This window comes from Geobacillus stearothermophilus ATCC 12980 (assembly GCF_030369615.1).
Taxonomy (GTDB): domain Bacteria; phylum Bacillota; class Bacilli; order Bacillales; family Anoxybacillaceae; genus Geobacillus; species Geobacillus stearothermophilus.
Window position 1 is genome coordinate 2,656,436 of record NZ_CP128494.1, and the last position, 25,787, is coordinate 2,682,222.

General features: G+C 52.2%; 19 protein-coding genes and 6 pseudogenes. 9 read left to right on the forward strand and 16 right to left on the reverse strand.

Going from position 1 to position 25,787, the window contains the following annotated elements:
- Positions 1-403 precede the first annotated feature (403 nt).
- Positions 404-2,599 (reverse strand): YecA family protein, encoded by a 2,196-nt coding sequence (locus tag QSJ10_RS14420; protein WP_053532369.1) that lies wholly within the window; start codon positions 2,597-2,599, stop codon positions 404-406.
- 296 nt (positions 2,600-2,895) lie between these two features.
- Complete coding sequence (locus QSJ10_RS14425; RefSeq protein WP_033013724.1) at positions 2,896-4,182, reverse strand: SEC-C domain-containing protein; 1,287 nt, start codon at positions 4,180-4,182, stop codon at positions 2,896-2,898.
- Positions 4,183-4,390: 208 nt separating this feature from the next.
- On the opposite strand from QSJ10_RS14425, the gene QSJ10_RS14430 reads away from it, so the two are divergent.
- On the forward strand, positions 4,391-5,998 hold the full coding sequence (locus QSJ10_RS14430) for an SWIM zinc finger family protein (protein ID WP_053532368.1): 1,608 nt from the start codon (positions 4,391-4,393) through the stop codon (positions 5,996-5,998).
- Positions 5,995-8,774, forward strand: a pseudogene (locus QSJ10_RS14435) (DEAD/DEAH box helicase). The gene QSJ10_RS14430 and the pseudogene QSJ10_RS14435 overlap by 4 nt, the downstream one beginning before the upstream one ends.
- A 282-nt stretch (positions 8,775-9,056) precedes the next feature.
- Here the strand turns inward: QSJ10_RS14435 and QSJ10_RS14440 are convergent.
- The 8 genes and pseudogenes from QSJ10_RS14440 to QSJ10_RS14475 form a co-directional block, all read right to left on the reverse strand.
- A pseudogene (locus QSJ10_RS14440) lies at positions 9,057-9,509 on the reverse strand (RNA-guided endonuclease TnpB family protein); the annotation flags it as partial.
- Between the two features lie 433 nt (positions 9,510-9,942).
- Positions 9,943-10,914, reverse strand: a complete 972-nt coding sequence (locus tag QSJ10_RS14445; RefSeq protein WP_053532366.1) for an MTP-1 family protein — start codon at positions 10,912-10,914, stop codon at positions 9,943-9,945.
- A 281-nt stretch (positions 10,915-11,195) separates the two neighbouring features.
- The gene (locus tag QSJ10_RS14450; protein WP_033013718.1) at positions 11,196-11,681 is read right to left on the reverse strand and encodes a macro domain-containing protein; all 486 of its coding nucleotides are present in this window, start codon (positions 11,679-11,681) and stop codon (positions 11,196-11,198) included.
- Between the two features lie 224 nt (positions 11,682-11,905).
- Entirely contained in the window at positions 11,906-12,793 is an 888-nt protein-coding gene (galU, locus tag QSJ10_RS14455; protein ID WP_015375962.1) for a UTP--glucose-1-phosphate uridylyltransferase GalU, read from the reverse strand.
- A gap of 17 nt (positions 12,794-12,810) precedes the next feature.
- Positions 12,811-14,163, reverse strand: coding sequence for a TrkH family potassium uptake protein (locus QSJ10_RS14460; RefSeq protein ID WP_033013717.1), 1,353 nt, complete (start codon positions 14,161-14,163; stop codon positions 12,811-12,813).
- 218 nt (positions 14,164-14,381) lie between these two features.
- Positions 14,382-15,440, reverse strand: coding sequence for a BtaManbiosPhlase (locus QSJ10_RS14465; protein ID WP_053532365.1), 1,059 nt, complete (start codon positions 15,438-15,440; stop codon positions 14,382-14,384).
- Positions 15,441-15,442: 2 nt separating this feature from the next.
- Positions 15,443-15,577, reverse strand: a pseudogene (locus QSJ10_RS14470) (DUF1861 family protein); the annotation flags it as partial.
- Entirely contained in the window at positions 15,550-15,693 is a 144-nt protein-coding gene (locus QSJ10_RS14475; protein WP_375153662.1) for a hypothetical protein, read from the reverse strand. The gene QSJ10_RS14475 and the pseudogene QSJ10_RS14470, both read right to left, overlap by 28 nt.
- A 26-nt stretch (positions 15,694-15,719) precedes the next feature.
- Here QSJ10_RS14475 and QSJ10_RS14480 point away from each other — a divergent pair.
- Positions 15,720-15,920: pseudogene (locus QSJ10_RS14480) on the forward strand (substrate-binding domain-containing protein); the annotation flags it as partial.
- A 39-nt stretch (positions 15,921-15,959) separates the two neighbouring features.
- On the opposite strand, the gene QSJ10_RS14485 reads toward QSJ10_RS14480, so the two are convergent.
- Both QSJ10_RS14485 and QSJ10_RS14490 read right to left on the reverse strand, forming a co-directional pair.
- Complete coding sequence (locus QSJ10_RS14485) at positions 15,960-16,853, reverse strand: Rpn family recombination-promoting nuclease/putative transposase (RefSeq protein ID WP_053532364.1); 894 nt, start codon at positions 16,851-16,853, stop codon at positions 15,960-15,962.
- Between the two features lie 201 nt (positions 16,854-17,054).
- Entirely contained in the window at positions 17,055-17,987 is a 933-nt protein-coding gene (locus QSJ10_RS14490) for a DMT family transporter (protein WP_053532363.1), read from the reverse strand.
- Between the two features lie 269 nt (positions 17,988-18,256).
- On the opposite strand from QSJ10_RS14490, the gene QSJ10_RS14495 reads away from it, so the two are divergent.
- Complete coding sequence (locus QSJ10_RS14495; RefSeq protein ID WP_053532362.1) at positions 18,257-18,730, forward strand: hypothetical protein; 474 nt, start codon at positions 18,257-18,259, stop codon at positions 18,728-18,730.
- A gap of 42 nt (positions 18,731-18,772) precedes the next feature.
- Here the strand turns inward: QSJ10_RS14495 and QSJ10_RS14500 are convergent, their stop codons facing one another.
- Positions 18,773-18,973: a hypothetical protein gene (locus QSJ10_RS14500; RefSeq protein WP_053532361.1), complete on the reverse strand. Its 201-nt coding sequence runs from the start codon at positions 18,971-18,973 to the stop codon at positions 18,773-18,775.
- A gap of 231 nt (positions 18,974-19,204) precedes the next feature.
- Here QSJ10_RS14500 and QSJ10_RS14505 point away from each other — a divergent pair, with 231 nt between their 5' ends.
- The 4 genes and pseudogenes from QSJ10_RS14505 (at position 19,205) to QSJ10_RS14520 (ending at position 22,042) form a co-directional block, all read left to right on the forward strand.
- A complete protein-coding gene (locus QSJ10_RS14505; protein WP_033013712.1) occupies positions 19,205-19,702 on the forward strand; it encodes a L,D-transpeptidase family protein in 498 nt (165 codons plus the stop codon).
- 171 nt (positions 19,703-19,873) lie between these two features.
- Positions 19,874-20,814 (forward strand): annotated as a pseudogene (locus QSJ10_RS14510) (RpnC/YadD family protein).
- Between the two features lie 147 nt (positions 20,815-20,961).
- Entirely contained in the window at positions 20,962-21,420 is a 459-nt protein-coding gene (locus tag QSJ10_RS14515; protein ID WP_013524778.1) for a MerR family transcriptional regulator, read from the forward strand.
- A gap of 13 nt (positions 21,421-21,433) precedes the next feature.
- Complete coding sequence (locus QSJ10_RS14520; RefSeq protein ID WP_053532359.1) at positions 21,434-22,042, forward strand: DUF4411 family protein; 609 nt, start codon at positions 21,434-21,436, stop codon at positions 22,040-22,042.
- Between the two features lie 354 nt (positions 22,043-22,396).
- Here the strand turns inward: QSJ10_RS14520 and QSJ10_RS14525 are convergent, their stop codons facing one another.
- Together QSJ10_RS14525 and QSJ10_RS14530 are read right to left on the reverse strand one after the other, a co-directional pair.
- Positions 22,397-22,777: a hypothetical protein gene (locus QSJ10_RS14525; protein ID WP_080985659.1), complete on the reverse strand. Its 381-nt coding sequence runs from the start codon at positions 22,775-22,777 to the stop codon at positions 22,397-22,399.
- Positions 22,778-22,789: 12 nt separating this feature from the next.
- Positions 22,790-23,185, reverse strand: a complete 396-nt coding sequence (locus tag QSJ10_RS14530) for an ADP-ribosylglycohydrolase family protein (RefSeq protein WP_230847111.1) — start codon at positions 23,183-23,185, stop codon at positions 22,790-22,792.
- A 465-nt stretch (positions 23,186-23,650) separates the two neighbouring features.
- Between QSJ10_RS14530 and QSJ10_RS14535 the strand changes: the two are divergent.
- Positions 23,651-23,839 (forward strand): annotated as a pseudogene (locus QSJ10_RS14535) (transposase); the annotation flags it as partial.
- Between the two features lie 378 nt (positions 23,840-24,217).
- Here QSJ10_RS14535 and QSJ10_RS14540 read toward each other — a convergent pair.
- The gene (locus tag QSJ10_RS14540) at positions 24,218-25,540 is read right to left on the reverse strand and encodes a radical SAM/SPASM domain-containing protein (protein WP_033013709.1); all 1,323 of its coding nucleotides are present in this window, start codon (positions 25,538-25,540) and stop codon (positions 24,218-24,220) included.
- Positions 25,541-25,787: the final 247 nt, after the last annotated feature.

A 25,787-nucleotide genomic window follows, 5' to 3' on the forward strand; every position in this document is an offset into this window, starting at 1 on the left:
CATATCGCAAGCACTTTGGGACTTCCGCCGCTCATGTCGAGAACATCGATTCGCATTCCATTTTTTATGCCTAACCAAAATCCTGGTTCTTCACCAAAAGGTGTCCTTGGCTTTTTCAAAACATGCCATATTTCCTTCTCCAAGGAGAAATCAGCCAATCCATGATTTTCATGCCGGTTGACACTCCGCACTCCTAAAGGTGTAGGATTCTTGGATCATTCGCGTCCTCATCCGTTTCTCGGTAAAACGAGAAAAACCCTGCTTCTCAAGCACACGTTATGGTGATGGCCCAAAATCCTAAGAATAGAATATGAATGACTCTTACCATTGGGCTTGCCTGCATAATGGAGAATCATAGAGGCCGAGCCGAGAGAAACAAGCGCCCCGTCATTCATCGGGACGCCTACGGCCGGCGAAGCAAACGGGACAACGAGGCAAGCAGGCGCTCTTGAAACGCAGCCCGTTCTTTCTCCACCTTGTCTGGCCACTCTTGCAGCGCCTGAAGCCACGACTCTACGTACGGAGAGAAAGACGGCGGATATACGCGGGCAAGATCGTCCAGCTTGCCGTTGCGATCGGTCGCGGCGACGATATACATGCCCGGCAACAGATGCGGCTCTGCCCGCTTCGGAATGTCCCATGTCACCGTTCGGTTATGGGCAAGCCAATCCAGCACCGCCTTCCCCTGCTCCACACGCTTGACGCGGAAAAACGAGAAACCGACGGAAAGGGGAATAGGCAAACCAAACAAACGAGCAAGCTGCCAAGCCATCAGTTCCTCATCCGCCTTTCCGTTCTCGCCCCTCCATTCATCCAGCAAAGCAAAGCAATGTTCCAATTCGCTTCTGACCTCTTCCAGCACGGCACCAATAACAGTTCGATGATTCGTTCCATAACGGCGGTCCAGCCAATCGGCCCACTCAAGCAACATATCGAGCGCTCGGCTCACCACTTCCCATGAAAACGAACTCCATCTTGACGGGATTTGCTCGACGATGCATTGTTTCCAGTCTTCTTCTCCTACGTCCTCCCACGATGAAAACGTCCGCCCGGTCATATATTCACACACGAGCAAAACCACGGCCCAACACGCCTCTTTGGCTTCTTTTTCTTCGCTCACGATGACTTCGTTATAAAACGCCAATGCGTCATCGGTAAAATACATCCCTTCCCATTCCGCGCGGATCAACAATGTCTCGGTTCTTTCCGGCCCCATCCATTTCATTTTCCATAAGTCCGAAAGACGATGTGATGAGCTAAACGGAGATGGGGGCAATCCATAACGGGAGCGAATGGAATTCACTCCGATGAGCACCGGCAAATTGGCTCGTTCTTGCATGTTAAATAAATGGAATTCATACTCTTTCAGCCACTCATCCACTTCCTGCACACGCCCCTCGCGCGCCATTTCGTGAGGGGTTTTTCCATTCCATTTCTCAAGCGGGGTGTGAAGGGCTTTTTCCATTTGAACATCCAATCCGGCCATCGTTGCCACCCAAGGGGGAGAGTCTGGGTCTGAATCAATATGAAGCGAAACGTTTTCGATCCCTTTTCGGCGCAAAACGGCTTCTGTCCCCCGTTTTCGTTCTTTTGGGGAATACCCAAACGCCTGCAGCAGCGACACGAGCTGTTCGGCCGTCCCTTCCTCCTCGGTAGACAACACGAGACGCGACCGATGAGCGGATAATGACCCGCCTAATTCAAACACATGAATCGGCTTGGGGGAAATCACTCCGACATAATGGTACACATTGGTGCACCATGAACCTTCCACTTTCTCCCCATCGTCATGATCAATGTGAGCGCGTCCGATCGAAGCAAGCTTCCTCATCGCCTCAGCGGCTTCCTGGCATTCGTATTCATACGTCCATCGCGTGCACTCCTCTTGCACATCGTCCGCCCTCGGAGGATAGCCTGCATCAACGATATCGAGAAAATGTTCAACGGCTACCTTTTCATACGGCCAATCGGTTTGCGTCAACAAGACGCGAATGTTCTCTTCCGCCCGTTCCACGCCCTTCGGATCCACAATCGATGATACACCGCAAACGTAATAGCCGCCGTCAAAGGGCTCCAAAAAGGCAAACATGCCGCCCCAAGGGCGCACAACCTCCAATGTCTCGCAATACGGCATGAGAAGTTTCTCGCCCGTCAACCGGTCGACCGCCACTCCTCCTTCATCATGCAAATCGACAAATTGCACAAGCCGCGGCACAAGTCGAACCCAGCGGTCCAACATTTCCTTGAGCTCCGGAGACAGACGACGCCCTTTTTCCTGTTGAAACCATTCAACGCCGCGCAATCCATTCGGATAACGATGGAGGAAAAAACGCCAAAGCGTCTCAAACACCTTCAACTCTTCACGATGATCCTTTTGTTCGATCATTCGGCGAAATGTACGGTTGACCGCTTCGCGTTCATCATAAGACAGCGATTCATCCAAAAACCGCTGCACCATTTGCGACAGCTCATATTTTTGGTCAAAAAAGCGGCGCTGCCGCACCCGCTTGATTTCACGCTCCTGCTGTTTGTTCATGCAGCACTTCTTATACTTTTTCCCGCTTCCGCACGGGCACGGGTCATTTCGGCCGATTGCCATGCAAAATCCTCCCTTCTAATCATTCCTTTCCAAAACGGCGACCAAGATATTAAAAACTGTCGGAATCGCGCACAAAGCCATTTTTCCCAATCCATTATGGATTCGGTCAAAACCGATCGTTCCCCGCCACTTTTTTGGAGTTTCACGAATGGAACGCATTCCATTCCCTGTTTCTACTTATAGAGGGCTTGGGTTGAGCCCAATGATGTTTGAATGAGAGAGCCCTTGTGGAACCGGCTTTCCTTTCTGACGAAATGCCGCTGACTTGCGCGCAGCGCCCGTTTTTCTGCCAGCTTCTAGATGAATCCCCGATCGGTGAAGATCTCCCACGCTACATCACGGAGTTCTTTACGCAATTCTTTTTCATTCACTTCCTCAAGCAGGCCTTCATTCCGCCACGAACGGATGGCGCGGTCAATATGACGGTTGACTCGCTTCTCGTACCATCCTTCACGCATCAACATCAGATCGATGTCATCGATCCATTCATTGATGCGCGCATCAAGCTCATCCCCTTCCTCTTCGAACCAGTCTTCCTCCCAGTCATCGAGCCATTCCTCGTCGTCTTCATCATCAACAGCCATCAGGAAAAAATCCAACGCCGCCGATCGCACATCTTCTGGCATCACGTCATACCGATCGGCGATGTCTTCCACCTCCGATCCTTCCGCCTTCATCAAATGCCCAGCCACATAGCGGAGCGCCGCCGCGTAGACGGGGACCGAATAAGGGAGGCGGGATGTTTTTCCGCAATAGATCGCCCATATGGCGAACGCTTGATTGAGCAGCGCCGCTGGCGCCTCCGGCTCGTTTTCATCGAGCTCGCGAATGACGGCCGCTTGTTTCGGATCATCCCATTTGAACTGTTTGGCGAACTGCCAAAGCCACTCCAAGAGCACATCGGAAAGCACAGCGACGAACCGATCGCGCATCCATAAAGCCGATGGCTGACCGCTCCACTCCCCTTCTTGTTGAATCGCCCGAAGCAATCGATCTTTCCCTGACGCCGGGAGCGGAAACACCGCTGTGAAACACGTGAACACGTCTTGGTACGGCACAAGGAAGCCGAACACCACATCTCCTGTTTCGATCACGCTCGGCCATTGATGGGAAGCCAATAAATGAACGATCTTTTCCCCTCCCGTCAACAAATCCCGGACAACGGGGCGATTGTCGTCCTCATAGCCGATGAACTCGCCAAGCGACGGAACGGCTCCTTCCCACCTCTCGATGTGAGCCTGAACGGACGGGCGCCACCGCTCCCAATGACGGCTTTTCCGGTAAGCAGAAAAGATCGTTTGTCCTGTTTCATCAAGCGGCCAACAAAACAACATCCAATTCACCGCCATGATCTGCACGCCAAGCTCGAGTTCCTCCGGCATCTCATCAAGCGGGAACTGGTCTAAAAGCTCTTCCGCCTCCCTCTCATACCGCTGTAAAACAAACTGACGCATATCATTCATGCATTCGATCAACTCGCGGTCAATCAATGACGAAATCGAAACCGCCTCTTTTTTTCCGCAACAATGCTTGTACTTTTTGCCGCTGCCGCACGGACAAAGGGCATTCCGCGACACCATCATATCGTCACCCGCTTTCCTTCGATTCGGCCTTGCCGTTATGTTCATTGTATCATAACAGAGAGAAAAGCAGGAATAAATCTCACGCCAAACAAACATAGCAACGGTACAATCCGCCATGCTATAATAATGTAGATATAAAGAATGAACGGAAAACGGGGGCTTTCTTCGGGAACCCATGATGCACAATGGACGGAAAGGACGGACTGATATGTTGCAGACCGCAATCTCCAAACCTCTGTTGCAAAAAGCCGCTGCCGACTTGCAGCGGGAATGGTCGTTTTCTCTCTTCCAACATGTCATCCAAAAAGGGCGGGAATTGTCACGGCAAGGGTTGGTGTATAACGTCACGGTCATAGACAGCGATTTTATCGAAGGAAAAGTCATCGACACCGCCATTCATGACGTGACGCTTGATTTGTCGGACATCTCCCTCCACAGCTGCACATGCGGGACGGAAGATCTTTGCCCGCACGTACTGGCGCTGTTCTTTTACGTGTACGGAAATGTATTTGACAACGGCGAGTTGTTGCGGCAATGGAAACAAGGAAAGAAAAAACCGAACCGGAAAGCGGCATCGGTCCAAACACCGTCTGAACCAAACACAGCGGAATCGGTCGCCCAATGGCGGAAGCAGTTCGCCGACCTATTGGACGAGTGGAGCGCCCGCCACCGCCGCCGCAATGATTGGCCGTACCGCTTGTCCCATCAACTGTTTCCGCGACTCGTCAAAAACAGCCCGAAACACAGCGCTGTCCGTTTGTTGCATCGCTTCCATGCGGCCTTGTTTTTGCTTGACCATTTGTTCGAATACGGACGCGAACGCGGTTGGGACCGTGGGCTGTTGTTCGGATCATACGAGCAGTTTTCGTGGCAACAAGACGTCGATTATATCGCCGACGAATGGTTCGAAACGTTGGAACGGTTTCCGTCCGAACTGCTGCCCCCGTCTGTTGAAACGCACATCGAACAGACGATCCCGTATGTACGGGAGTTGTTGCTGCGGTGGGGAAAGGCGTCCCCTTCACTCGTCTACAGCCTATACACAACCGCTTGGGAGCTGCTGTTCACGAAAGAAGCGCAGCGCCGGCAAGAGAAAGAAACGCTGATCCGCCTGGCAACGGAAAAACAGTCAACCACTCTGTTGCTAGCTGCCGCCCATCTCGCCTTTTTACTCGGCGAAGATGACGAAGCGCTCGCCATCTACCGCCAACATCCCAAGGAAGCGGCTCCGTTTTTTATCGATTGGATGGAGCGGTTCGCATCCTCGCATTCGCCGGAACGTTTCGCATCATTTTGGGCGAAAGGAAAGCAAGAGCTTGCCTTCTACATATCCGCTCTTCCAGAGATGGAGCGGTCGCCGTTTGTCAACGAAATCGGTCGGCTGTACGAATCATACGCTCGCCAACACAACAAATGGGACGACTATGAGAAGCTGTTGGCCGCATGCTTCCCATACAGCGCGAACCGCTACGTTCATTGGCTGCTCGATCAAAGGCGCTACCATGATGTAGTCGACTTATACTTATGGGGGGACGCCACCGCCCATGACATTGATCCAACATTTCTCGCCATGCTGCAAAAACAAAACCCGGCGCTCGTCTTGCCATTGTATCACCGAGCGGTCATGCGTTTTGTCGAGGCGAAAAACCGCGCAAGCTATCGCGTCGCCGTGCAATATTTAAAAAAATTGCGTGCGTGCTACCGATCGTTGAAACGAATGAACGAATGGCAGATGTATCTTGAACAGCTGTTAGCCAAAACAGCGCGCATGCGCGCGTTTCATGAAGAAGTGGAGAAAGGAAAATTGCTTCTATGATGGAACAAGCGTTGCAGACGATTACCCTTTCATGTGAATGGAGCGAAGAAGGACGATGCTTCTGGCTCAGCGGCCCGGACCGTGTTTCGAGCTGGGCGCCGCTTGTGTTCGCCTGGCATGAAGAAACCTTTTACGGCACCTTGCTTGATGTCGCGACCGTCCACGGACGCGACGCGGTGCGGCTGTCCCCGTGGCAGGCGCTCACGTTTTTCGCCTGGCGCCCGTCCAACCGTTTTCTTTCCATCAAATGGGGAGATGAGTTCACCGCCCAGCTTGAAACATGGGCGAAGCAAATCATCGACGATGTGCGCACACGCTGCTTCCGCCCCGATTTCTCGGCGTGGAAACAAGCGCAGCCGTCTGAATGGGCCGAAGCTGAGCGGACGCGTTGGCGCGGGCTCAAAGACGATCCGCACCCGCTTGTTGCGGCATGGCGGTCGCTGGCAATCGCCGACTGGCTGTCGCGCGACCCAGAGCTGCGCGGCATTTGGGGCGACATCGTTCGCGCTTATCCATTAATCGCCTCCCCCAGCGGCCAATGGATCGGAACGGAAGACGATTGGCTGGAACAAATCGGCTGGCTCGGCGACCGGCCGCCGTTTACGGTCGGGCTTCGCCTCGTCGAGCCGCCTGAGGACGGCGACGCATGGACGCTGGAAACGGTGTTCATCGCCATCGACGACAGCGTCATCGCCTCTGCCCGTGATATTCCGCGCGCCTGGCGCCCATATGAATCATCGATCCAGCGCGCCATTCGCCGCATTTGCGCGATCGTGCCGTGGCTTGACGCCGGGGAGGGTCTGCGGACGGAACTGTCTAATGAAGAAGCGTGGCGTTTTTTGTCCGAAGACAGCTTAAAGCTCACCGAAGCGGGCGTACGCCTCTTGCTTCCCGACTGGTGGCACGACATCCGCCAGGCGCAGCTGTCGATCAAAGCGAAACTGTCGCCTTCCGTCAACGCCGAATCACTGTTCGGCCTTAAGCGGCTCGCTGATTTCGATTGGCGCGTCGCGACCAACGGGATTGAGCTGACGGAAGAGGAGTTTGCCGCTTTGGCGGAACAAAAGCGGCGCCTCATTCGCCTGCGCGGCCAATGGCTCATCCTTGACCCCGCCCTTGTCCGCCGCGCCCAGGCGCTCATGGAAAAGGCGAAAAAAGAAGGCGTGCCGATCCACGATATCGTGGCGCAAACGCTGCTTTCGGAAGCAGAGGAGCGTGAAGAGGCAACGGACGAATCGATCCCGATCCACATTGACGTCCATGATCAGTTCCGCGCGTTCATCCGCCAGCTCCAGCAGCCGGATGGATTGCCGAAAGCGAATGTGCCGCCGTCGTTTCGCGGCACGCTCCGCCCGTACCAGCAGCGCGGTGTCGACTGGCTCGTCTTTTTGCGCCGATTCGGCTTTGGCGCCTGCTTGGCCGATGACATGGGGCTAGGCAAAACGGTGCAGCTGCTTGCCTATTTGGCCTATGTAAAAGAAATGGAACGTCCAGACACGCCGGCGTTGCTCATTTGTCCGACCAGCGTGATCGGCAACTGGCAAAAGGAATGCGCCCGCTTCACCCCAGACTTGCGCGTCTACGTGCACCATGGACCGAACCGGGCGAAAAACGATGCGTTCGTGCAAACGGCAGGCGAGGCCGATCTCGTCATTACGTCTTACAACCTTGCTCATTTGGACCAAGACGATTTAAAACAGATTCATTGGCATGCGATTTGCCTTGATGAAGCGCAAAACATTAAAAACGCGCAAACAAAACAAGCGCGCGCCATCCGCCGCTTGAGCGGAAAACATAAAATCGCCTTATCCGGCACGCCGGTTGAAAACCGTCTCGGCGAACTTTGGAGCATCTTCCACTTCCTCAACCCTGGCTATCTCGGCAGCCGTGCGGAGTTTGAGCGGCGCTTTGCCGGGCCGATTGAAAAAGAAGGAGATGCCCGCAAAAAAGCGGCGCTGCAGACGCTCATCCGCCCATTTCTCTTGCGGCGGACGAAAACGGATGAAGCGGTTGCGCTCAACTTGCCGGATAAGCTTGAACAAAAAGAGTATTGCCCGCTCACGGCCGAACAGGCTGCCTTGTACGAGCAGCTCGTCAACGACACACTCGAACGGGCAAAGGAAGCCAGTCCGTTTGCGCGGCGCGGCTTGATTTTGCAAATGCTAAACGGTGTGAAGCAAATTTGCGACCATCCGGCGCTGTATTTGAAAGAACGCCGCCCCCGCCAGCTCGTTGAACGGTCGCACAAGCTCGAAAAGCTCATCGAACTGATCGAGCAAATTCGCGCCAACGACGAATCGTGCCTCATCTTCACGCAATACGTGCGAATGGGCGAGATGATCCAACAGCTGCTTTCCGACCTGTTTGATGAGCGGGTGTTGTTTTTGCACGGAGGCGTCCCGAAACAAACGCGCGATCGAATGATCGAAGAGTTTCAAGCACGAAAAGCGCCGATTTCCTTTTATCGCTCAAAGCAGGCGGCACCGGGCTCAACTTAACAGCTGCCAACCACGTCATCCATTTCGACCGTTGGTGGAACCCGGCGGTGGAAAACCAGGCGACCGACCGCGCCTACCGCATCGGACAGACGAAATTCGTCCACGTCCATAAATTGATCACCGTCGGGACAATCGAAGAAAAAATCGACGAGATGCTCGAACAAAAACAAGCGCTCGCCGACATCATCACCGAAGGCGAGGCATGGATCACCGAACTGTCCGATGACGAACTGCGCGACTTGCTCGCCTTATCGGCCGCAGCGAAAGGAGGCGCTTGAGCATGGCGGAAGAAAAACGAAAGCGCAAGAAAAAAACGGCGGAAAACCCGTGGGAAAAGCTGCTGAAGCGGATGGAAGAAAAGTTGAAAGAGCGAGAAAAGCGGCAAAAGCAACCTTGACACTCCACACGGCTAAAGCCGTGGGATTCTTGGGTCGTTCGCGTCCTCATCCATTTCTGGTTCGGACAACGCCCAAATTCAGGGGTGTGTCATCACCCCGTCCCATCGGGTTAGAGTGTACCCCGATGGGCGGCGCACCTGTGACCAGTGCGCTAGGTTCGACGGCAAAGCCCGAAATCGCTTTGGCGATGTTGATGGCGCCATTCAAGTCGGCGTGGAGAGTGTATCCACACCTTTGGCATCGGAAGCGGATGCCGTTTCGGTTCGCTTTCTCTCGATGACCACATTTACACGTTTGGCTCGTGTAGGTTGGATTCACCCACTCCACCCGAATGCCCGCCATTTCCGCTTTATAGGCGATCATCGTTTGCAATTGATGGAACGCCCAAGCATGAAGGCTTCGCCCCGCTTCTTTGGCCGATTTTGCCCGTTTCCGAATCCCCGTCAACTCTTCCATCCGAATCACGCCAACACCGTTAGCGAGGGCAAAATTTACGATTTGACGGCTGATTTTGTGATTTTGATCCTTCATCCAGCGGGACTCTTTACGGCCGATTTTGCGAATCATATGAAGCTTCTTGGCTTGGCCCAGCCTTCGCCGCAAAGCTAAAGAGCGTGGGCTTTCTCGTTCGCGAATCTGTAAAGGGACATCACCCGGGCGATGAACATCCTGTTGGACACAAAAAAACTCCATAAGCACGTATTGCTCTTGGTCCAGCCATGAAAAGGGCCAGTCCAGACGCACGTGTGTTCATCGAAACATCTCATGGGCAACGTTTTGCCCTTCACCCGGGCATGAACATGAATCATCAAGGCACGCGCATTTTCACGGAAAGGTTCATGGGCAGCACGCTTTGTCCTCCACCCGGGGATGAAAATCACGCGCCAGTCCTGCATTTTCACGAAAACAGCGCGGGATTGATCCCACGCTGTTCGCTTTCAAGCCATCCTCTCAGCGCCTTGTCAACGAAACAATTCGGGCATGTCGATTGCAAGCCCCGGAAAATACACAGACCATCAAGAGAAGGTCTATCGCGCCGATCCTTTCGCTAAACGGAAGCGTACATTCGGTCGAGCTCTTGCGCTTCGTATTTCGCAAACGGGTCGATGAGCGAAATTTTTTGCGCCTCGGCGTCGCCGACGCCGGCGTACAGCTCAGCCGTGCCGTCGCCTTTGCGGATGAGTCCGCCGCTAAAGACAACGTTCGCCAAATCCGGCCGTTTCGCCGGACCATCCAAAAAGTGGGAGCGAAGCGCAAGCAATTGCAGCTCTGAACGCTCCATCGTCTCCGGGTTCAACACGAACACCATCGGGTAGTAATGGCGGTTGCCGTGCTCGTCAAAGCAAGCGATATGGCCAAGCGCCCCCACAAGCCCGTTCGCCAGCAAATGCGCCTCATTCACGCCGCCCCATTCTTCATCCATAAATTGGGCGTCCAAAATCGGCGCGGCCTCAATCACGTCCGGCGTCAACTCATCGAGCGAGAAAATGCGGGTGAACCCGATTTTCCCGCGTCCGCCTTTTTCCCCTTGCGGCCGGGTGAACACGCCGATCGAGCCATCTTTCAGCTCGACAAGGCGAATGTCCTTCATTCCGTCCGGCCCTTCGGCGAACTTTTTCAAACTGCGAATATTGCGGCCGCGGTAAAAGACCGTCCGCCAGCTCAGCTCGCCGTCAAACACCGGATGCGGAAACGTCTCCACGCCGCCGAACACCAACTGACCGTGAATGCGCGCCACAAACGGATCCTGCAAGGCGAACACCGGCGCCCCGTCACGAGGAACCCAGACGCCGTCGCGCTCGACGAAAAAGTACACTTCCGATTGCTCGCTGTCGCGCGCCTCGACGCGCCCAGCGATCACCCATTCTCCTTCATCCACAAACGGTGCAGAAATATTGTAAACGTCCCGGTCCCCGACACCCGCAAAGCGAAGCTTTTCCGGCTCAAACGGCTGCGGGGCCGAACGAAATTCGTCTACTAACACTTGACATGTCTTTAATGTTGGCAATGAGAATAACATGATTCATCCCTCCGGATGGCGCCAAAAACGCCCACATTGGCATTTTTGGCTGTTTTTCCTGATCGCGGTTCGAACAGGAAACGTTCTCCAACTTCCTTTCATGCCAGTCTAATCAATCGGACATGGATGGCTGCGCCACCTCCTAGGCTAGGCAAGGAAGTCAATGAAACTGGTTTGTGTGTTATATTATAATATGATATGAAGGATTGTGAAACACGTTATTCTTTGCCAAAAAAAGAAGGGCCAATCGTCTGTCAAGGCCCTTTTTTTCTTATTTTTATTTAATATGAATCAACCATTTGGATAAATGACTCGTCGATATCAACGACCACAAATTCCACATCCTCAACCGGCGCGAGCACCTCGCGAAATAACCTAGCCACTCTCGCTTTGTCAAGCCGGCCGACTCCGGTTCCCAAGGCCGGCAACGCCACCTTCTTGATTCCGTTCTCCCGACAGTGCGCGACAAGCCGCTCGAGACACGCCCGAACGATGTCATACGACGTCGCCCCTGCAGGCTGCTTCATCGTCACTAAGTGAAGGACCCCGCGAAACGGCAGCGAGCCTGCTCCTGTCACGTACAAATCGCCGGGCTTAGGGTCTTGCGCTTGACAGACGCGGATCGCTTCCTCCTCGATCACACGTCCCCCCGCCCGACGGATCGCCGCCGCCACGCCGCCGCCCATCGGCCCGATGCCGTTGGCGGCATTGCAAATGTACTCGACTCCTTCCACTTTGGTCAGATCGCCGACCATGGCACGAATCATCCGAACCCCTCCTTAGCCATGTTTATTCCCCCGCTTCCTCCGCCTCCATAAGCTCATCCAGAACACGGTTGATGGCAGACGATGCTTCATCGATGGCTTCCACTTGTATGAACTGCAATTCATCATCGATAATGCTTCGATAGCAGAATCTCCTTTTTGTCTTCATCCCTAAAAAACGACAAGCTGTCATGCAAAACATGAAATGCGACCGACTGATGGTTGAATTAGCTGCTCTTCGATCCCTTCGCCTCGGCCACCACCCGCTCCAAAAACGAAAGCAAATCGGCGCGCAGCTCCTCGTTTTGCAAGGCAAATTCAATCGTCGTTTCGATAAAGCCGAGCTTCTCGCCGACATCGTACCGTTTTCCTTCAAACTCGTAGGCAAAGACGCGCTGAATTTCATTCAGCCGCCCGATCGCATCGGTGAGCTGAATCTCCCCGCCTGCGCCGACTTCCTGCTTCTCCAAAAACAAGAAAATTTCCGGCGTCAACACGTACCGCCCGACGATCGCGAGGTTCGACGGCGCTGTGCCCGGAGCGGGTTTTTCGACAAAGCGGCGCACTTGGTAGCGCCGTCCCTTCTGCTCGAGCGGGTCGATGATCCCGTAACGGTGCGTCTCTTCCTCCGGCACGCGCTTGACGCCGATCACCGAGCTGAACGTTTGTTCGTATTGCTCAATGAGCTGTTTTAAACAAGGTTTTTCCGCTTGGACGATATCATCGCCCAACAACACCGCAAACGGCTCGTCTCCGATGAAATTGCGCGCGCACCAAACAGCATGCCCCAGCCCTTTTGGCTCTTTTTGGCGAATGTAGTGGATGTCCACTTTTGATGGCTCTTTTACTTTCTCAAGCAAGTCCAATTTTCCTTTTTGCTTCAGCAGCTGCTCGAGCTCAAACGCATAGTCAAAATGGTCTTCAATCGCCCGCTTCCCTTTCCCGGTGACGATGATGATGTCCTCAATGCCTGATGCCATCGCCTCTTCAACAATATATTGAATCGTCGGCTTATCGACAATCGGAAGCATCTCCTTCGGCATGGCCTTTGTCGCCGGCAAAAACCGCGTCCCAAGGCCCGCTGCCGGAATGATCGCTTTGCGCACTTTTTTCATGATTCCGTCCCCCTCTTCTAGCCGATAATGACTCGTTCTTTCGGGTAATGGTAGCTATCTTTCACCGCTCGGCCGCGGACAAGCCATAAAAACGAAATGATGCCGACCCGGCCGATGAACATGACGATCACCAACACCAACTTGCCAAACGGGCTGAGCTCAGAGGTAATGCCGAGCGACAGCCCGGTCGTCCCAAACGCTGAACATACTTCAAACAAAAGCATAACGACAGGAAGCGACGATTCCGAGACGGAAAGCGCAAAAACCGCCGCAAAACAAAGGAACAGCGCACCGATAAAGACAACAAACGATTTTAAAATATCTTCCTCATGAATTTCACGCCCGAACACTTTGACCGCTGAGCGCCCTTTCGCATAATGCCAAACCGTTAACAAAATCACCGCCAACGTCGTCGTCCGGATGCCCCCGCCAACGCTGCTCGGGGAAGCACCGATAAACATCATCGCGCTCAAAAGCAATAACGTCGGGTCGGAAAACTCGTTCATATCCATCGTCGCCAGCCCGCCGCTGCGCGATGACACCGACTGAAACAAGGCGTAAAAGAGCGACCGGTGCCACGGCTTTCCAGCGAAAAAATGGCTCCATTCAAGCGCATAAATCGCCACCGTGCCAAAGAAGACGAGGGCAAAAAACGTCACCGTCGTCAACTTCGTAAACAGCGAAAACCGGTAGCGCCCTCGGTCGCGCGCAAACAAAAACTCCTTCACCTCAATGAGCACAGGAAAGCCAATCGCGCCTAGAATGATCAGAATGATATGGATGACTTGCACGAAATAATCACCGGCGAACGGAATCAGCGACTGGCCGGTAATATCAAATCCAGCGTTCGTCGTGGCACTGACCGACGCAAACACCGCCTGCAAAAGCGCCTCCGGCCACGTCGGAAAATAACGCAAAAAATACACGCCCAAAATCAGCGCACCGACCGCTTCAATGGCCAAAATCAAGAAAAAGATGTCCCGCGTGAGCTTCACGAGCCCTGAGAGCGCAAGACGGTTTTGATCGGTCATGATCAGCTGCCGCTCACGAAACCCGATTTTTTTGCCAACTAACAGCCAAATGAACGTACTAAGCATCATTAACCCTACGCCGCCCACCTGCATCATCACAATCAACAAAACAATCCCAAACGTATTAAACGTCTCCGGAATCGACACAACCGTCAACCCGGTCACACTAATGGCGCTCGCCGCCGTAAACAGCGCATCAATCCAGTGAAGCTCCACTCCCGGCTGATGCACAATCGGCAGCCATAACAGCACCGTCGACACCGCGACGGCCGCCAAATAAAACAGAATGATCAACTGAATCGTCGACAACTTCAACCATAATGAACGTTTGATTGTCATGCCGTCACCACCATTGCCCCGACCAGCGCGCGGGCAGCTTCCGTACGCCGAGTTCACATCGTAATGGATTGTCCCGATCAATCGACGTTTTTTCCATTATATCAAATCCCTTTGCCAAGAAAGAAACAAAAGGAAGAACTTTCGACAGAAAAGCGCCTAGGGAGCCACAAGCCAAAAAAAGAAACGCCCGACGCATCAGGCGTTTCCCGTTTACAAGTTCATTCCTTGACAAGCGAATCCAAAATCTCGCTAAGCTTCAGCTCGACGCACGCCATCGACGTATCCGCGGCACCATAATACATTTTTACGATATCGCCATCGACAATCGCCCCGCATGAAAACACGACGCGGCCGAAAAAGCCGTTCACCTCATAATCCGCTTCCGGCTCGACAAGCGGCTGCTCCGAGCGGGCGAGAACTTTGGATGGGTCGTTCAAATCGAGCAGCACCGCCCCCATGCAATAGCGGTGGTCATCCGACGCGCCGTGGTACAACTCAAGCCAGCCGCGCTCCGTTTTGATCGGCACCGCTCCGCCGCCGATGCGGGCGCTGTCCCACTTCCCTTCGCGCAGACCGAACAAAAAGCGATGATTCCCCCAATGAAGCAGATTCTCCGACTCCGCGATCCACACCTCGGGGCGGCCGTTGCTTCTCGGCACCGGGCGATGAAGAGCGTAATACTTGCCGTTGATCTTCTCCGGAAAAATGAGCACATCTTTGTTTTCCGGCGCGAAAATCATGCCGTGGTGCGTCACCGTCTGAAAGTCTTTTGTCGACACCATCACCTCGCCGACTCCTTTTGGCGACACGGCGCTGAAATAAATGTAATACGTGCCGTCAATGCATGTAATGCGCGGGTCTTCAATACCGAATGTCTCGAGCTCATTCGATGGATAGACGAACGGGCGGTCGTCGATCACAAACCGCCGCCCGTCCCGACTGCGGGCGAGGCGCAAATACGAAAGCGACGTCAAATAGACGAACCGCTCCGCCCCCGCCTCTTTAATAACGCGCGGGTCGGAAAAATCGTAGCGCGGATCGTCTTTGCGAAATTCGTAAACCTCGACCTTCCCCGTCTTTGGATTCCATACCGGCGCTTTCACGATGTTCGGGTCATCCGACACGGGACGCTCCGCCACCCGAAGAAGCAGCAACACTTCCCCTTGAAATTTCGCCACCCCAGCGTTAAACGCCCCGATCACTTCAAACCCGTCGTGGTGCGGCGGCACATCGTTCGGCGTAATGAGCGGGTTCTCTTCATAGCGGTAAAGGTGCATCGTCACCCCTGCCTTTCGTATTTCGTAAATGGATCCACGATCGTGAGTTTTTGCGCTTCTGCGTCACTTGTTCCAGCGTAAAAATCGGCCGTGCCGTCCCCGTTGCGAATCAGTCTGCCGCTAAACACGACATCCGCTCGGTGAAAATGCCAAACATCAAACCGACCGCCAAAATCGTCACGGTATAAAACAAAGGGTACAGCATCGGAATCGTCACGTGCCAAACCCGCTTCCAGCCAATCGCGCCGTCCATTTCCGCCGCTTCATACACTTCTTTCGTGCAGCTTTGACAACGGGCAGCTGTCGCAAATCGCGACGCCGAAAATCACGACCGTCGACATCGACCTGAAGCGCTACGGCAAACGAGCGGTGGAATTGTTGCGATGGCGGTGGGACAACCCGAACGAACCTTTTCAGGAAGTGCTATTGTCTACGAAACTGATCAAACGGGAATCCACAGCAGCAAAACCAACGCGCTAGGGCGGGGCTGGCCTTTTGCCCCACCTGTTTGATTTCCATTCACTTGAAGCCGCTTTGTTTCATTTCCTCAATCTCCGTCACAGGCAATCCGGTCAGTTCGTGAATCGTCTGCGCATCAAACCCTTTCATCAACATCCGTTTCGCAATGTGCCGTTTTTCTTGTTCCGCTCCCTCTTTGCGCCCTTCCTCCCGTCCTTCCTTTCGGCCTTGAATTTTTCCCTTTTGCTCGTACGAAATGATCAATTCCAGCACGCGTTCTTTTTCTTTCGTCTCCATTTGTTCCACCTCGCTTCGAAGCTGTTGTTCTTCTTCATCGGACAGCTTCACATACGTTTCAAAAAAGCCCATCAACAAACGCTGTCTTGCCTCGTCTAGCTCAAGACGCACCAACATGCGCAAAAATTGCTTTTTCAGTTCCACTCGTTCACTTTCAGTATACCCCATTTTGCTAAGCAGCGCAGCCGCCACCGGGTTGTCGGTGCGGATGAATTGGCGCCAGTTTTGCTTGCGCAACTCCACATGGAAAAAGCGAAAGTCAAGCACATCGCCAAACGGAAAGGAGAGCGTGAACAAAGAGGGTTCATCTCGGATGGCATCATAGCTGAAGACGGCAATCGGAATGATCGGAGTGCGGTATTTTTCAAACAAGCGTCTGAAGTAAAGAAACATTCTTTCTGGAAATGACGATTGAACGTACGCTTGGTTTTCTACGTGAACAATGATCAATCCGTCTTTTCCTTTGAACTTCGTCTCGACGAGCAGGTCAACGCGGTACTTCTCCCCAGCCGTTACGTCCGTAAACAGCTCTTCGGACAAAAACGACAAATGGTTGAAATCAATATGCTCGTGCATATCCGGAAAGAAGAGAAGCACAAATTCCTCAAAAAACGTCTGCAACAACTCCTTGAACAACCGGTCGTGATCGATCGCCATACATTCACCTCACACGAATACGTTTCGTATTCTCTTTTTCGACATCATCAAGCAAAATCCTGCCGATGGCACAAAAATGGCTGTCCCTTTTCAAGAAGAGACAGCCAAGACGCCGACCGCAATGTGAAGCCCCCTCCATTCCTGGATATGAATGTTTCGCCACTTGCACGCAAGGCCTAGAAGTGGGGGATTCCAAGGCGGCTACATCCCCGCCTTCCTTCCCCCAGCCGCCACTTTCGCCCGGCGGAAACGGGCGATCACGTTATCCATCCCCCCGCTGCCGAACAACACGCCCGCGACGATGAAAAGAAAACCAGCCAGCTGCATCGGCGAAATCGGCTCGCCCAGCAGCCAATGCGCCCCAAGAAGTGAAAAAAACGGATTGAGATTGATGAACACCGCCGACTCAGCGGGACCAAGATGTTGAACAGCCTGGTTATAAAACATATGGCCAAGCGCCGTCGCGACGACCGCCGAAGCAAGGAAAATCATCCAAAGCGGAAGCGTTCCTTCTTTCAAACTCGATAGGCCGCTCGGCTCGAGCACGAGGCTTAAGACAAACAGCCAAAGCGACCCGAAGACAAGCATCCACCCAGTCATCAACCGCGCCTCGACCGTCGCTTTTTTGATCATAATAAAGCTGATCCCTTGCGCCAAAACAGCCAAAAAGACGTACACATCCCCAATGGACAAATGGCCAAGGCCCCCGTCGCCGCTCGCCACAACAAACACGACGCCAAAAAACCCAAGCGCAATGCCAAGCAGCCGAAACAACGTCGGCCGCTGGCCTAAAAACACGATCGCCAACAGCGCCGTCACAAGCGGCACAAGCCCTAACACAAGACCCGCATTCACCGCTGTCGTCCTCGCAATTCCTAACGCTAAAAAGAAGTGATGGGCCACGACGCTGAACAAGGCGGCCACGCCAATCTGTTTCGCCTCCTTCCAACTGACTCGTTCCAGCTTGCCGAACCCCCATAAAAACAAAAGCACGACCAACCCGGCCGTTAGAATGCGCAGCGCTGTCAACGCGACGGGTGAAAAATGCTCCACCAAAACTTTCAACGCCGTCACATTCAGCCCCCAGGCAACCATGATCCCGACAAGCAACACATAAATGAATGATCTCTTCATCCCTCTCTCCCTCTCCTGCACGTTCGGTTTTTCTCAACATGGAAAAGGAAAAACGGAGCCGATGGACGCTCCGCTTTCCCACCCGTTTCCACATAGAACGAATGAATTCAATTCCGCTGCAATGGCTTCTACCCTCTATTTTACTACACCACAGCGGATTTTTTGACTCAAAAGCACCGTCATCTCAAGCCCGCAGCATGTTCTTCCTTTCTCCGCCCATATCGGCCGTCCATTGTGCATATCGTATAACAGAGAGGAGAGAAGACCCCATGTTTCCACGCTACCGTCAAAAAACGATCCGAGCCAGGACGGGGGTGGCGGTTCTCACTGCCGCCGCCGTGTTGGTGGCGATTTTGACCCTGTTTCTTTCGAACGAACAAAATGAGGCGAAGGAAATCGTGGACAAGTTTTACCGCTATGAACAGGCAGGGGATTTTGGCAGCTCTTGGGGGCTGTTTCACCCGCTCATGAAAAAGAAATTCCCAAAAGACGTCTACATCCAGCGCCGTGCCCACGTCTTTATGCAAGACTTCGGCGTCGAGACGTTTGACTACCGCATCGATGAGGTGGAAAACCTGTCGTCATGGTCGATGTCTGATGAGAACAAACCGCTTCACGACGTGTATCGCGTCCGCGTCATTCAGACGTTCCATAGCGCTTTTGGCGTGTTCGAAATCCATCAAGACGTCTTCGTCGCCAAAGAAAAAGGGGAAAAGAACATTTTGTTCCCTTACCGCCCGTAACCCCAACATCGACGCGGCCCCGATATCGACCGGGCGCCGCTTTCACCGCTCCTTCCATTCCTCAGTGATCTCAAGCGTCCGATTCATGCCGACATTGTATATCAACAGCTTAAGCAAGTTTTCCCGCTCCTCTTTCGTAAAAAAGAGATCGCCGTCAATGATCTCAAGCGGGACAGGGGAGAGCTCGGCATACAGCTCATCATCAACCTTCTGTCCTTCCGGTTTTAGGACAAACGTTCTCATTCGCGCCATCCTCCTTTTCCCCTACACGTTTTGACAAGAAACACCCGTTAGGCAACGCTCCCTGTCAAGTATAGACTAACGCACAGCGCGTTCATACGGCATGGCGGCCGCATGCCATGCGCATGAGACTCTCTTCCCATTTGAGCAACCTTATTCGAATCTTCTCATACACTAATGTATCATCAATCGGAGCTATTTTCTCCATCCAGCGAAAAAAAGGAGCGAAATGCCATGTACAAACATATCGTCAAACACGGGGAAACGATCGCCTCCATCGCCCGCGACTACCGCACATCTGTTGAGGCGCTCCTTCGCGCCAATGGTTTGACCGCCGCGTCCGTCATCTTTCCCGGGCAAGCGATCATCATCCCCCACCTCCCGGCGAAAGGCTCGATTCCGTATACGATCCATGTATCGATCAGCCGCCGCCAGCTGACGTTAAAACACCGGGGACGAACGATCCGCACCTACCCCGTCGGCGTCGGCAAAATGGTCACCGCCACGCCTGTCGGCGATTTTGTCATCGTCAACCGCCAGCCGAACCCGGGCGGTCCGTTCGGCGCCATGTGGCTCAGCTTATCCAAAATCCATTATGGCATTCACGGCACGAACGACCCGTCCTCGATCGGCAAATACGTATCCAAAGGCTGCATCCGCATGCACAACAAAGACGTGCTCGAGCTCGCCTCCATCGTCCCGAACGGAACGGAGGTGTTCATCCGGCCGTGAGGGCAAAACAGCGCCATTCATCCATCTGTTCCGGGTCGCAACCCGTTTGATTTTTCAGGAAGATGTCATTCACTCCCATCGAACGAACACCGTGTTTCCGCTCACGATGGCAGCTGACAACCGGTCGGGCAAGTAGTATAATTGAGATAAAAAGCGAATAGAGTGGAGACGATGCCGGGCGGGATCTCGCATCACGCCAAAGACATTTTGTTCAAATCACTCAGCGCATTGTACCAAAACCAAGCCCTCGATGTATACGGACTTCACGGACTCCCGCGGATCAAAGCACTGCTGCCAACCGAATTTCCGTCTGTTCGGGCGGACGAACGGCGCGCCGACACCGTGTTTCTTCTCGAAGACGATTCCATTTTGCTTCTGGAATACGAAAGCAACGAACGATTTCTCGACAACCATTTGAAGTATCTCGATTATGCCTGTCGGCTCCTCCACACATACTATCAACAGGAAAAACGAATCCGCCCGATTCGCATCGTTGTGATCTACACAAGCGATGTCACGAGCGCCCGCGAACAGCTTGACGCCGGCGACGTGCTTCTTTCATCCAAAGCGGTGCTGCTTGGCGAATTCAACGGCGATGCCATTTTCCATGCCATTGAAGAAAAAGTCCACAACGGCGAACCGCCCACTCCGGAAGAAACGATGAAACTCATCCTCGTTCCGCTCATGCACACCCGCTTCGACCGGCAAACGATGATCGAAAAAACGATCGAACTGGCGAAAACGATCGACGACGAACCGAAACAGCTGCACATCATCGCCGGCGTCCTGACCGCCACAGACAAATTCATCGACCGGTCATACGCCGAAAAAGTAAAGGAGTGGATCAAAATGAACAAAGTGTTTCGCCTGTTAGTCGAAGAACTTGAACAAGAAAGAGAAGAAATGTTGAAGTAAAGTGATGCAGGAAAAAGAACGAGCTGTGCAACAAGCTCTGCAAGAAAAGGAGCAGGCGATCAAGCAAACGGAAAAAACGGAAGGCCATCGAAATCGCCAAAAATTTGCTTGACGTCCTCCCCATTCACGAAATCGCCAAACGGACCGGCCTGACCGTCGCCGAAGTCGCCGATCTTGCAAAGGAAATGGACAAATAGGCAGCACAAAAGAGCCGCAACCGCGCGGCTCTTTTCATCTTCCCTTTGCTGCTTGGCAAGATCTCAATTTCTTTTGTTTCCTTTTTTTCTTTTGTTTCTCCAGCCAAAATAGTATAATGGATATAAACATCAAGGAGGGAAAGAAAAATGAGTACTTTGTCCCGCAAAACAGAAACCCGAAAGACAGCCCCCCCACCTCTTCACGAAACTGTACTAAGCGACAACGTTCGACGTTATGTAGAATTGGTCCAACAGTCGCTTGAACTTGAGAAGCGAAAAAAAGAAATCTATTCCAACCTAAGCGACCAGGAAAAACAGAGCGTACGGCATATTCTTACCGAAATGGCGGAACAAACAATTCCAGATGATCTCCATGTCCGCGATGTGGCTCTTCTGCTTGATGTCACGCCGCAAATGGTGCGTCGTTATTGCGCAGAAGGAAAAATCGAGGCTTACCAACGGCTTGGAGACAGTGGAAAATGGATCATCCCGGCCGCACAGTTTTTTCACCACCCAAACTGGCCTTCATTTCTCCAAATGAGAGAACAGCTGAAAAGCCAGTCGATTCGTATCGCGGAAAAAATGGAAAAAGAGTTTGGAGAATAGGAGAAAGTTCTTCATGAGCGGAAACGGCACGGAAACAAAAGCATATTTGCTGGATACAAACGTATTCCGATACAAGTCAAGCCCATCTGCCCACACGAACCACAAAAAAGCCGCCAAGCGTTTTTGGAAAGATGTTTTGCAGGAAGTTCGCCATGAAGAGGCTGTGCTCTATATCCCTAAAGAAGTCATCCGAGAGCTTGAATTGCAATCCTACACACTTGGCGAAAAGGAAAGGCAACGGATCTCGGAATTGTTGGAAAATATAACGATAACGATTCCCGATTGGACAACTCCCGATATGGAACATCAAGTAAGGAAAATGGCGGCTTATATTCGCTCTGAATACCAGAGGAAAATCAATGCCATGAGAGACATGGAATACGGCAGCGTGTCTGATGCCCGTATCCTGCTAACCGCTTGGCAATACGACTGCATTCTCGTCACAGCCAATATAAAAGATTTTGCGCTTTATCCTCTTCTGTTTCCTCAACACGAACATAGACTGCTTAATCTTTTATCAAATGATTATGTCACCATTTCCCCGAGCATATATGACACCATTCATCATGACCCAATATTCACGGGCATGCTCCAAGAATTGAATGACTTCATCAACAGATGATTTAGACCGCATCGTCTTCCTAAAAGCACAACAAAGTCATTTCTCTATTTTGCCGGTCGCCAATGGCAAACCGCAGAGCCGATCAAAACGAAACAAGCATTCCTTGTTATCACTTCCTCCCAGAATGATGTTCCTGATGCCGGAAACAACAAAGCGAACCGGGCTGACCGTCGCCGAAGTCGCCGACCTTGCAAAGGAAATGGACAAATAGGCAGCACAAAAGAGCCGCAACCGCGCGGCTCTTATCACTGGTCTTTTCCCTATGGCTCTTGGCGTGTGGAACAAGCAACAGTCGGACTTTTCCCTTGGCCTTTGGCCGCCAAAGCGAGCGCACGTCCCAGTGTGTCAACCCCTCTACTCGCCGCTTGCCAATCGCTGACGGGCTTCATCCGTTAACAACAAATACGGACGGCGTTTCCCCTCCTCCTGGCGCATCACTTTCTCCGTCCACGGGTGAAGCAAAAACAGCCCTAACTTTAGACGGGATTCTGGGTCCACCATTTTTTGCCGCACGCCATCTTCATGGGCGATGAGTTTTTCAATCACGTTGAGCATCGCCTTCTTGCTTAGAAACACTTCCTTTTCCTTCGAACTCAAGCGCACGGTAATCCCCTCATCGGAAAACGAGACGACGCGAAACGCTTCCTTCCCTTTGAACGTCGATACGATTTTTCCTTCGTACAGTTCAACCAACAACGATTTCCACATGTTCTCGACAAACGTTTGTCGATCCATCCGTTTCACCCCCTATCCTTCTTTATCCCTCATTCCATTCGCCCCATCCGCACCGCTCGAACTGAACGAACGCCGAACATCCGCCAATTGCAACGCCAGTTTTTCCAATTCATCAGCGCAACCGATCGCTTCCACAAACCGCTTCGGCAGCTGGCTGTATCCGATTTCCAGCCCTTTCAGTCCTCCCGCAATGGCTGCAATCGTATCGCTGTCTCCACCCATATTCGCCGCCGAAATGACGACATCTTCGAACGAGTCACAACGGAGCAGCCAATGCAGCACCCACCCCATCGTATGGACGACATACCCGTCAGGAGGGTAGACAGGCGTCACCATAAGCAGCGGCTCATAACGGGTATGCTCCACTTCTTTCCGAATCGCCTTGGCGAGCGGCTCTCCTTGAAGCACCCGAAAGGCGACCCATGTCCGTCGATGTAGATGTCCGTTGTTTAATTTCGACCTTTTTCCTCAGAACCCTTTTCCTTCCATAAAATTTTTAAGAACGAAGACCCAGGACATAGGGACTTCCCAGCATTTCGGTGTTGACTAGTTCACAGATTTTTTCCCATAAATAAACCGCTCTATCATCAGGACGGACTTCCCGTTGGCATATGGTTCGTTATACGATGTTCGTTTCCATAGATTCGCCAATCCCTAACATTTATGCGCCATCGTTCGCCCGCCTTTGCCGTTTGACTGCCCGACTGCTCCCCATCTGATCCAAAATCCCCAGACAGGACTTTGCATTCCTATGCCTCCCAACATACAAGTTAGGCAAGACCCCTCCGCAGATACGCGGCAAACGACAATCAGCAACGCATGCTTGGGCCTCTCCCCCCATAGCCATCAAGTTAAGAAAACAGGAATAAATGACAGAAGGAAGGACAATGGAAACAGAAGGCGAAACGAAAAGGGGCCGCGTACGTGACGCGACGCCCCCACTCAATATATGTATATATCACCAATATTCCAGCGATTGATACCTCTTTGCACGACATTCATACGCTGTATTCTCTTCGCTGGCAAATTGAATTGGTATTTAAGACATGGAAATCCCTCTTTTTTACTTTAAAAAGAGGGCTCGGACTCCTTATAATAAGAGTTTTCTAACTCCTTCTCTCCTCTTTTTCCTACGTTTTTAAAAACCTTTAATGGATTTCAAGGCAAGTCCACACGGTAATTTCGAATCATAGTGCACAGGCGCGCAAGAAAAAAGAAGAGCGCACCGCCTTCGCGGAAACGCTCTTCCGATAATCTTCATAGGGAAATCAGACGTTTGTCATTTTAAGTTGCCCGGAACGGATTTAGAAAGTCTTCCCGAGTTGGACGCCGCAACTGGCGATACCGCTGGACGTAAAATGCGCATATCGTTTCACCTCCTCCTTTGCCATCCCGTTAAGCACTCAAACCGCCTAACAGCGCGGCATCATCGCACCGACGTTACTTTGATTTCGATTGCTGCGCATGAATCAAGCGCAGTACCTGTTTAATTTTTCGTTTTTCATAAGGACAAGGACGCTCTCCTTTACGTATGCGATACAACGGACAATGATTCCCTTGGCATGCCGGGCGGAAAAAACAGGCTTGGCACATTTCGTCTTGTTCTTCTCCCGACGTGACCCATAAGGCCAATTTATCAAAATCAATATCCATCGTTCCATCGGCATGAAGCCATCCGACATGGTTATATTCCTCGCCAAGGAAACACGTACATTTATACACTCGACCGTTGGCCCCAATGACGAACGAATGCGGCTTGGCCGCGTAACAAACCGCCCCGGAAGGCATAAGCATCGACTCAATAATCGAGCTCATATGCAACCCTTTGTTGATCCCTAATTCCGTAAACTCCCATATTTTCGTTTCCGCGGTACGATGGTCGCAGATCGGCAGCCCTTCATCGTTCGCTCCGCCCCATCTTCCAACAGGACGACAAAAAATTTGAAAGCGCGAGTCTCCGGCAAAATAACGGGCCAACTCCTCTAAAAACGCTGGAACGTGGGAAAGATTGTCTTCATCAAAATTAATACGAATGTAAATTTCAAACGAATCATCTAACGTCTGGATATCGAGCAAATGGTTGACGATCGTCTCGTACGTCGGCCCCCGATTCGCAAGAGCCCGGCGCGAATCATGCACGTCTTTGCTTCCATCCAGCGTCACCATAAAGCGATTCACTTTATATTTCAATAAACGCTGCAATGTTTCTTTGGATAAATAATAGCCGTTCGTGGACATTTCCGCTTGATACGTGACGCCGTGCCGCTTTGTCCATTCGACGATCGCTTCGCTTAACTCTTCGATGATGTCCAGCGCCAGCAACGGTTCACCGCCAAACCAGCTGACCGTAAGATGCTCGAGCCGCGGAATTTTCTTTTCCAAAAAACGTTTTAACCCATTGATCACATCACGGCTCATATTTCCGCGCGAAAAATCTTGATAACAGTATGTACAGCGAAAATTACACGCTTCTGTCGGAAGGACAATCAGATGCATTACATCCGTCCGATGCAGCGTCTGATGCAAAAACCGCGCGCGCTGTTCCTCGTTTACGCTCTCTGCGACGAGAAATCCGCATTCGACAAGCGTTTTTTCAACAGGCAATAAGTCCCGCTCGATGCCGCTTCTCTTTAACGCTTGCATCACCGTTTTTTTCTCTTCCTCCGCTACAACGCCGATCGCCCCTGTATAACTGTTGTAAAGAATGAGCTCACTGTCTTCCGTTTGCGAAATCGCATTAAATCGAGATGGAATCCACTTCATGCTTCTCTACACCCTTTTAACATCATAATAAAAATTTGCCGCTGTCCGCTGTTACATCGGTCACAACACCAACTTTCACACGCAGCGCCGCTAATTATTGTAAAAAAACAAACAGCGAGAAACCCATCTTGTTTTTGAATATTAGGTTGATATTTTCCGAAAAAAATTTGACAAGGAACAAACAAGAGGAAAAGAAATGGAGATGCTTTGGACGAAAGATCTAATGGCAGAATGTCCCAGAGGTAAG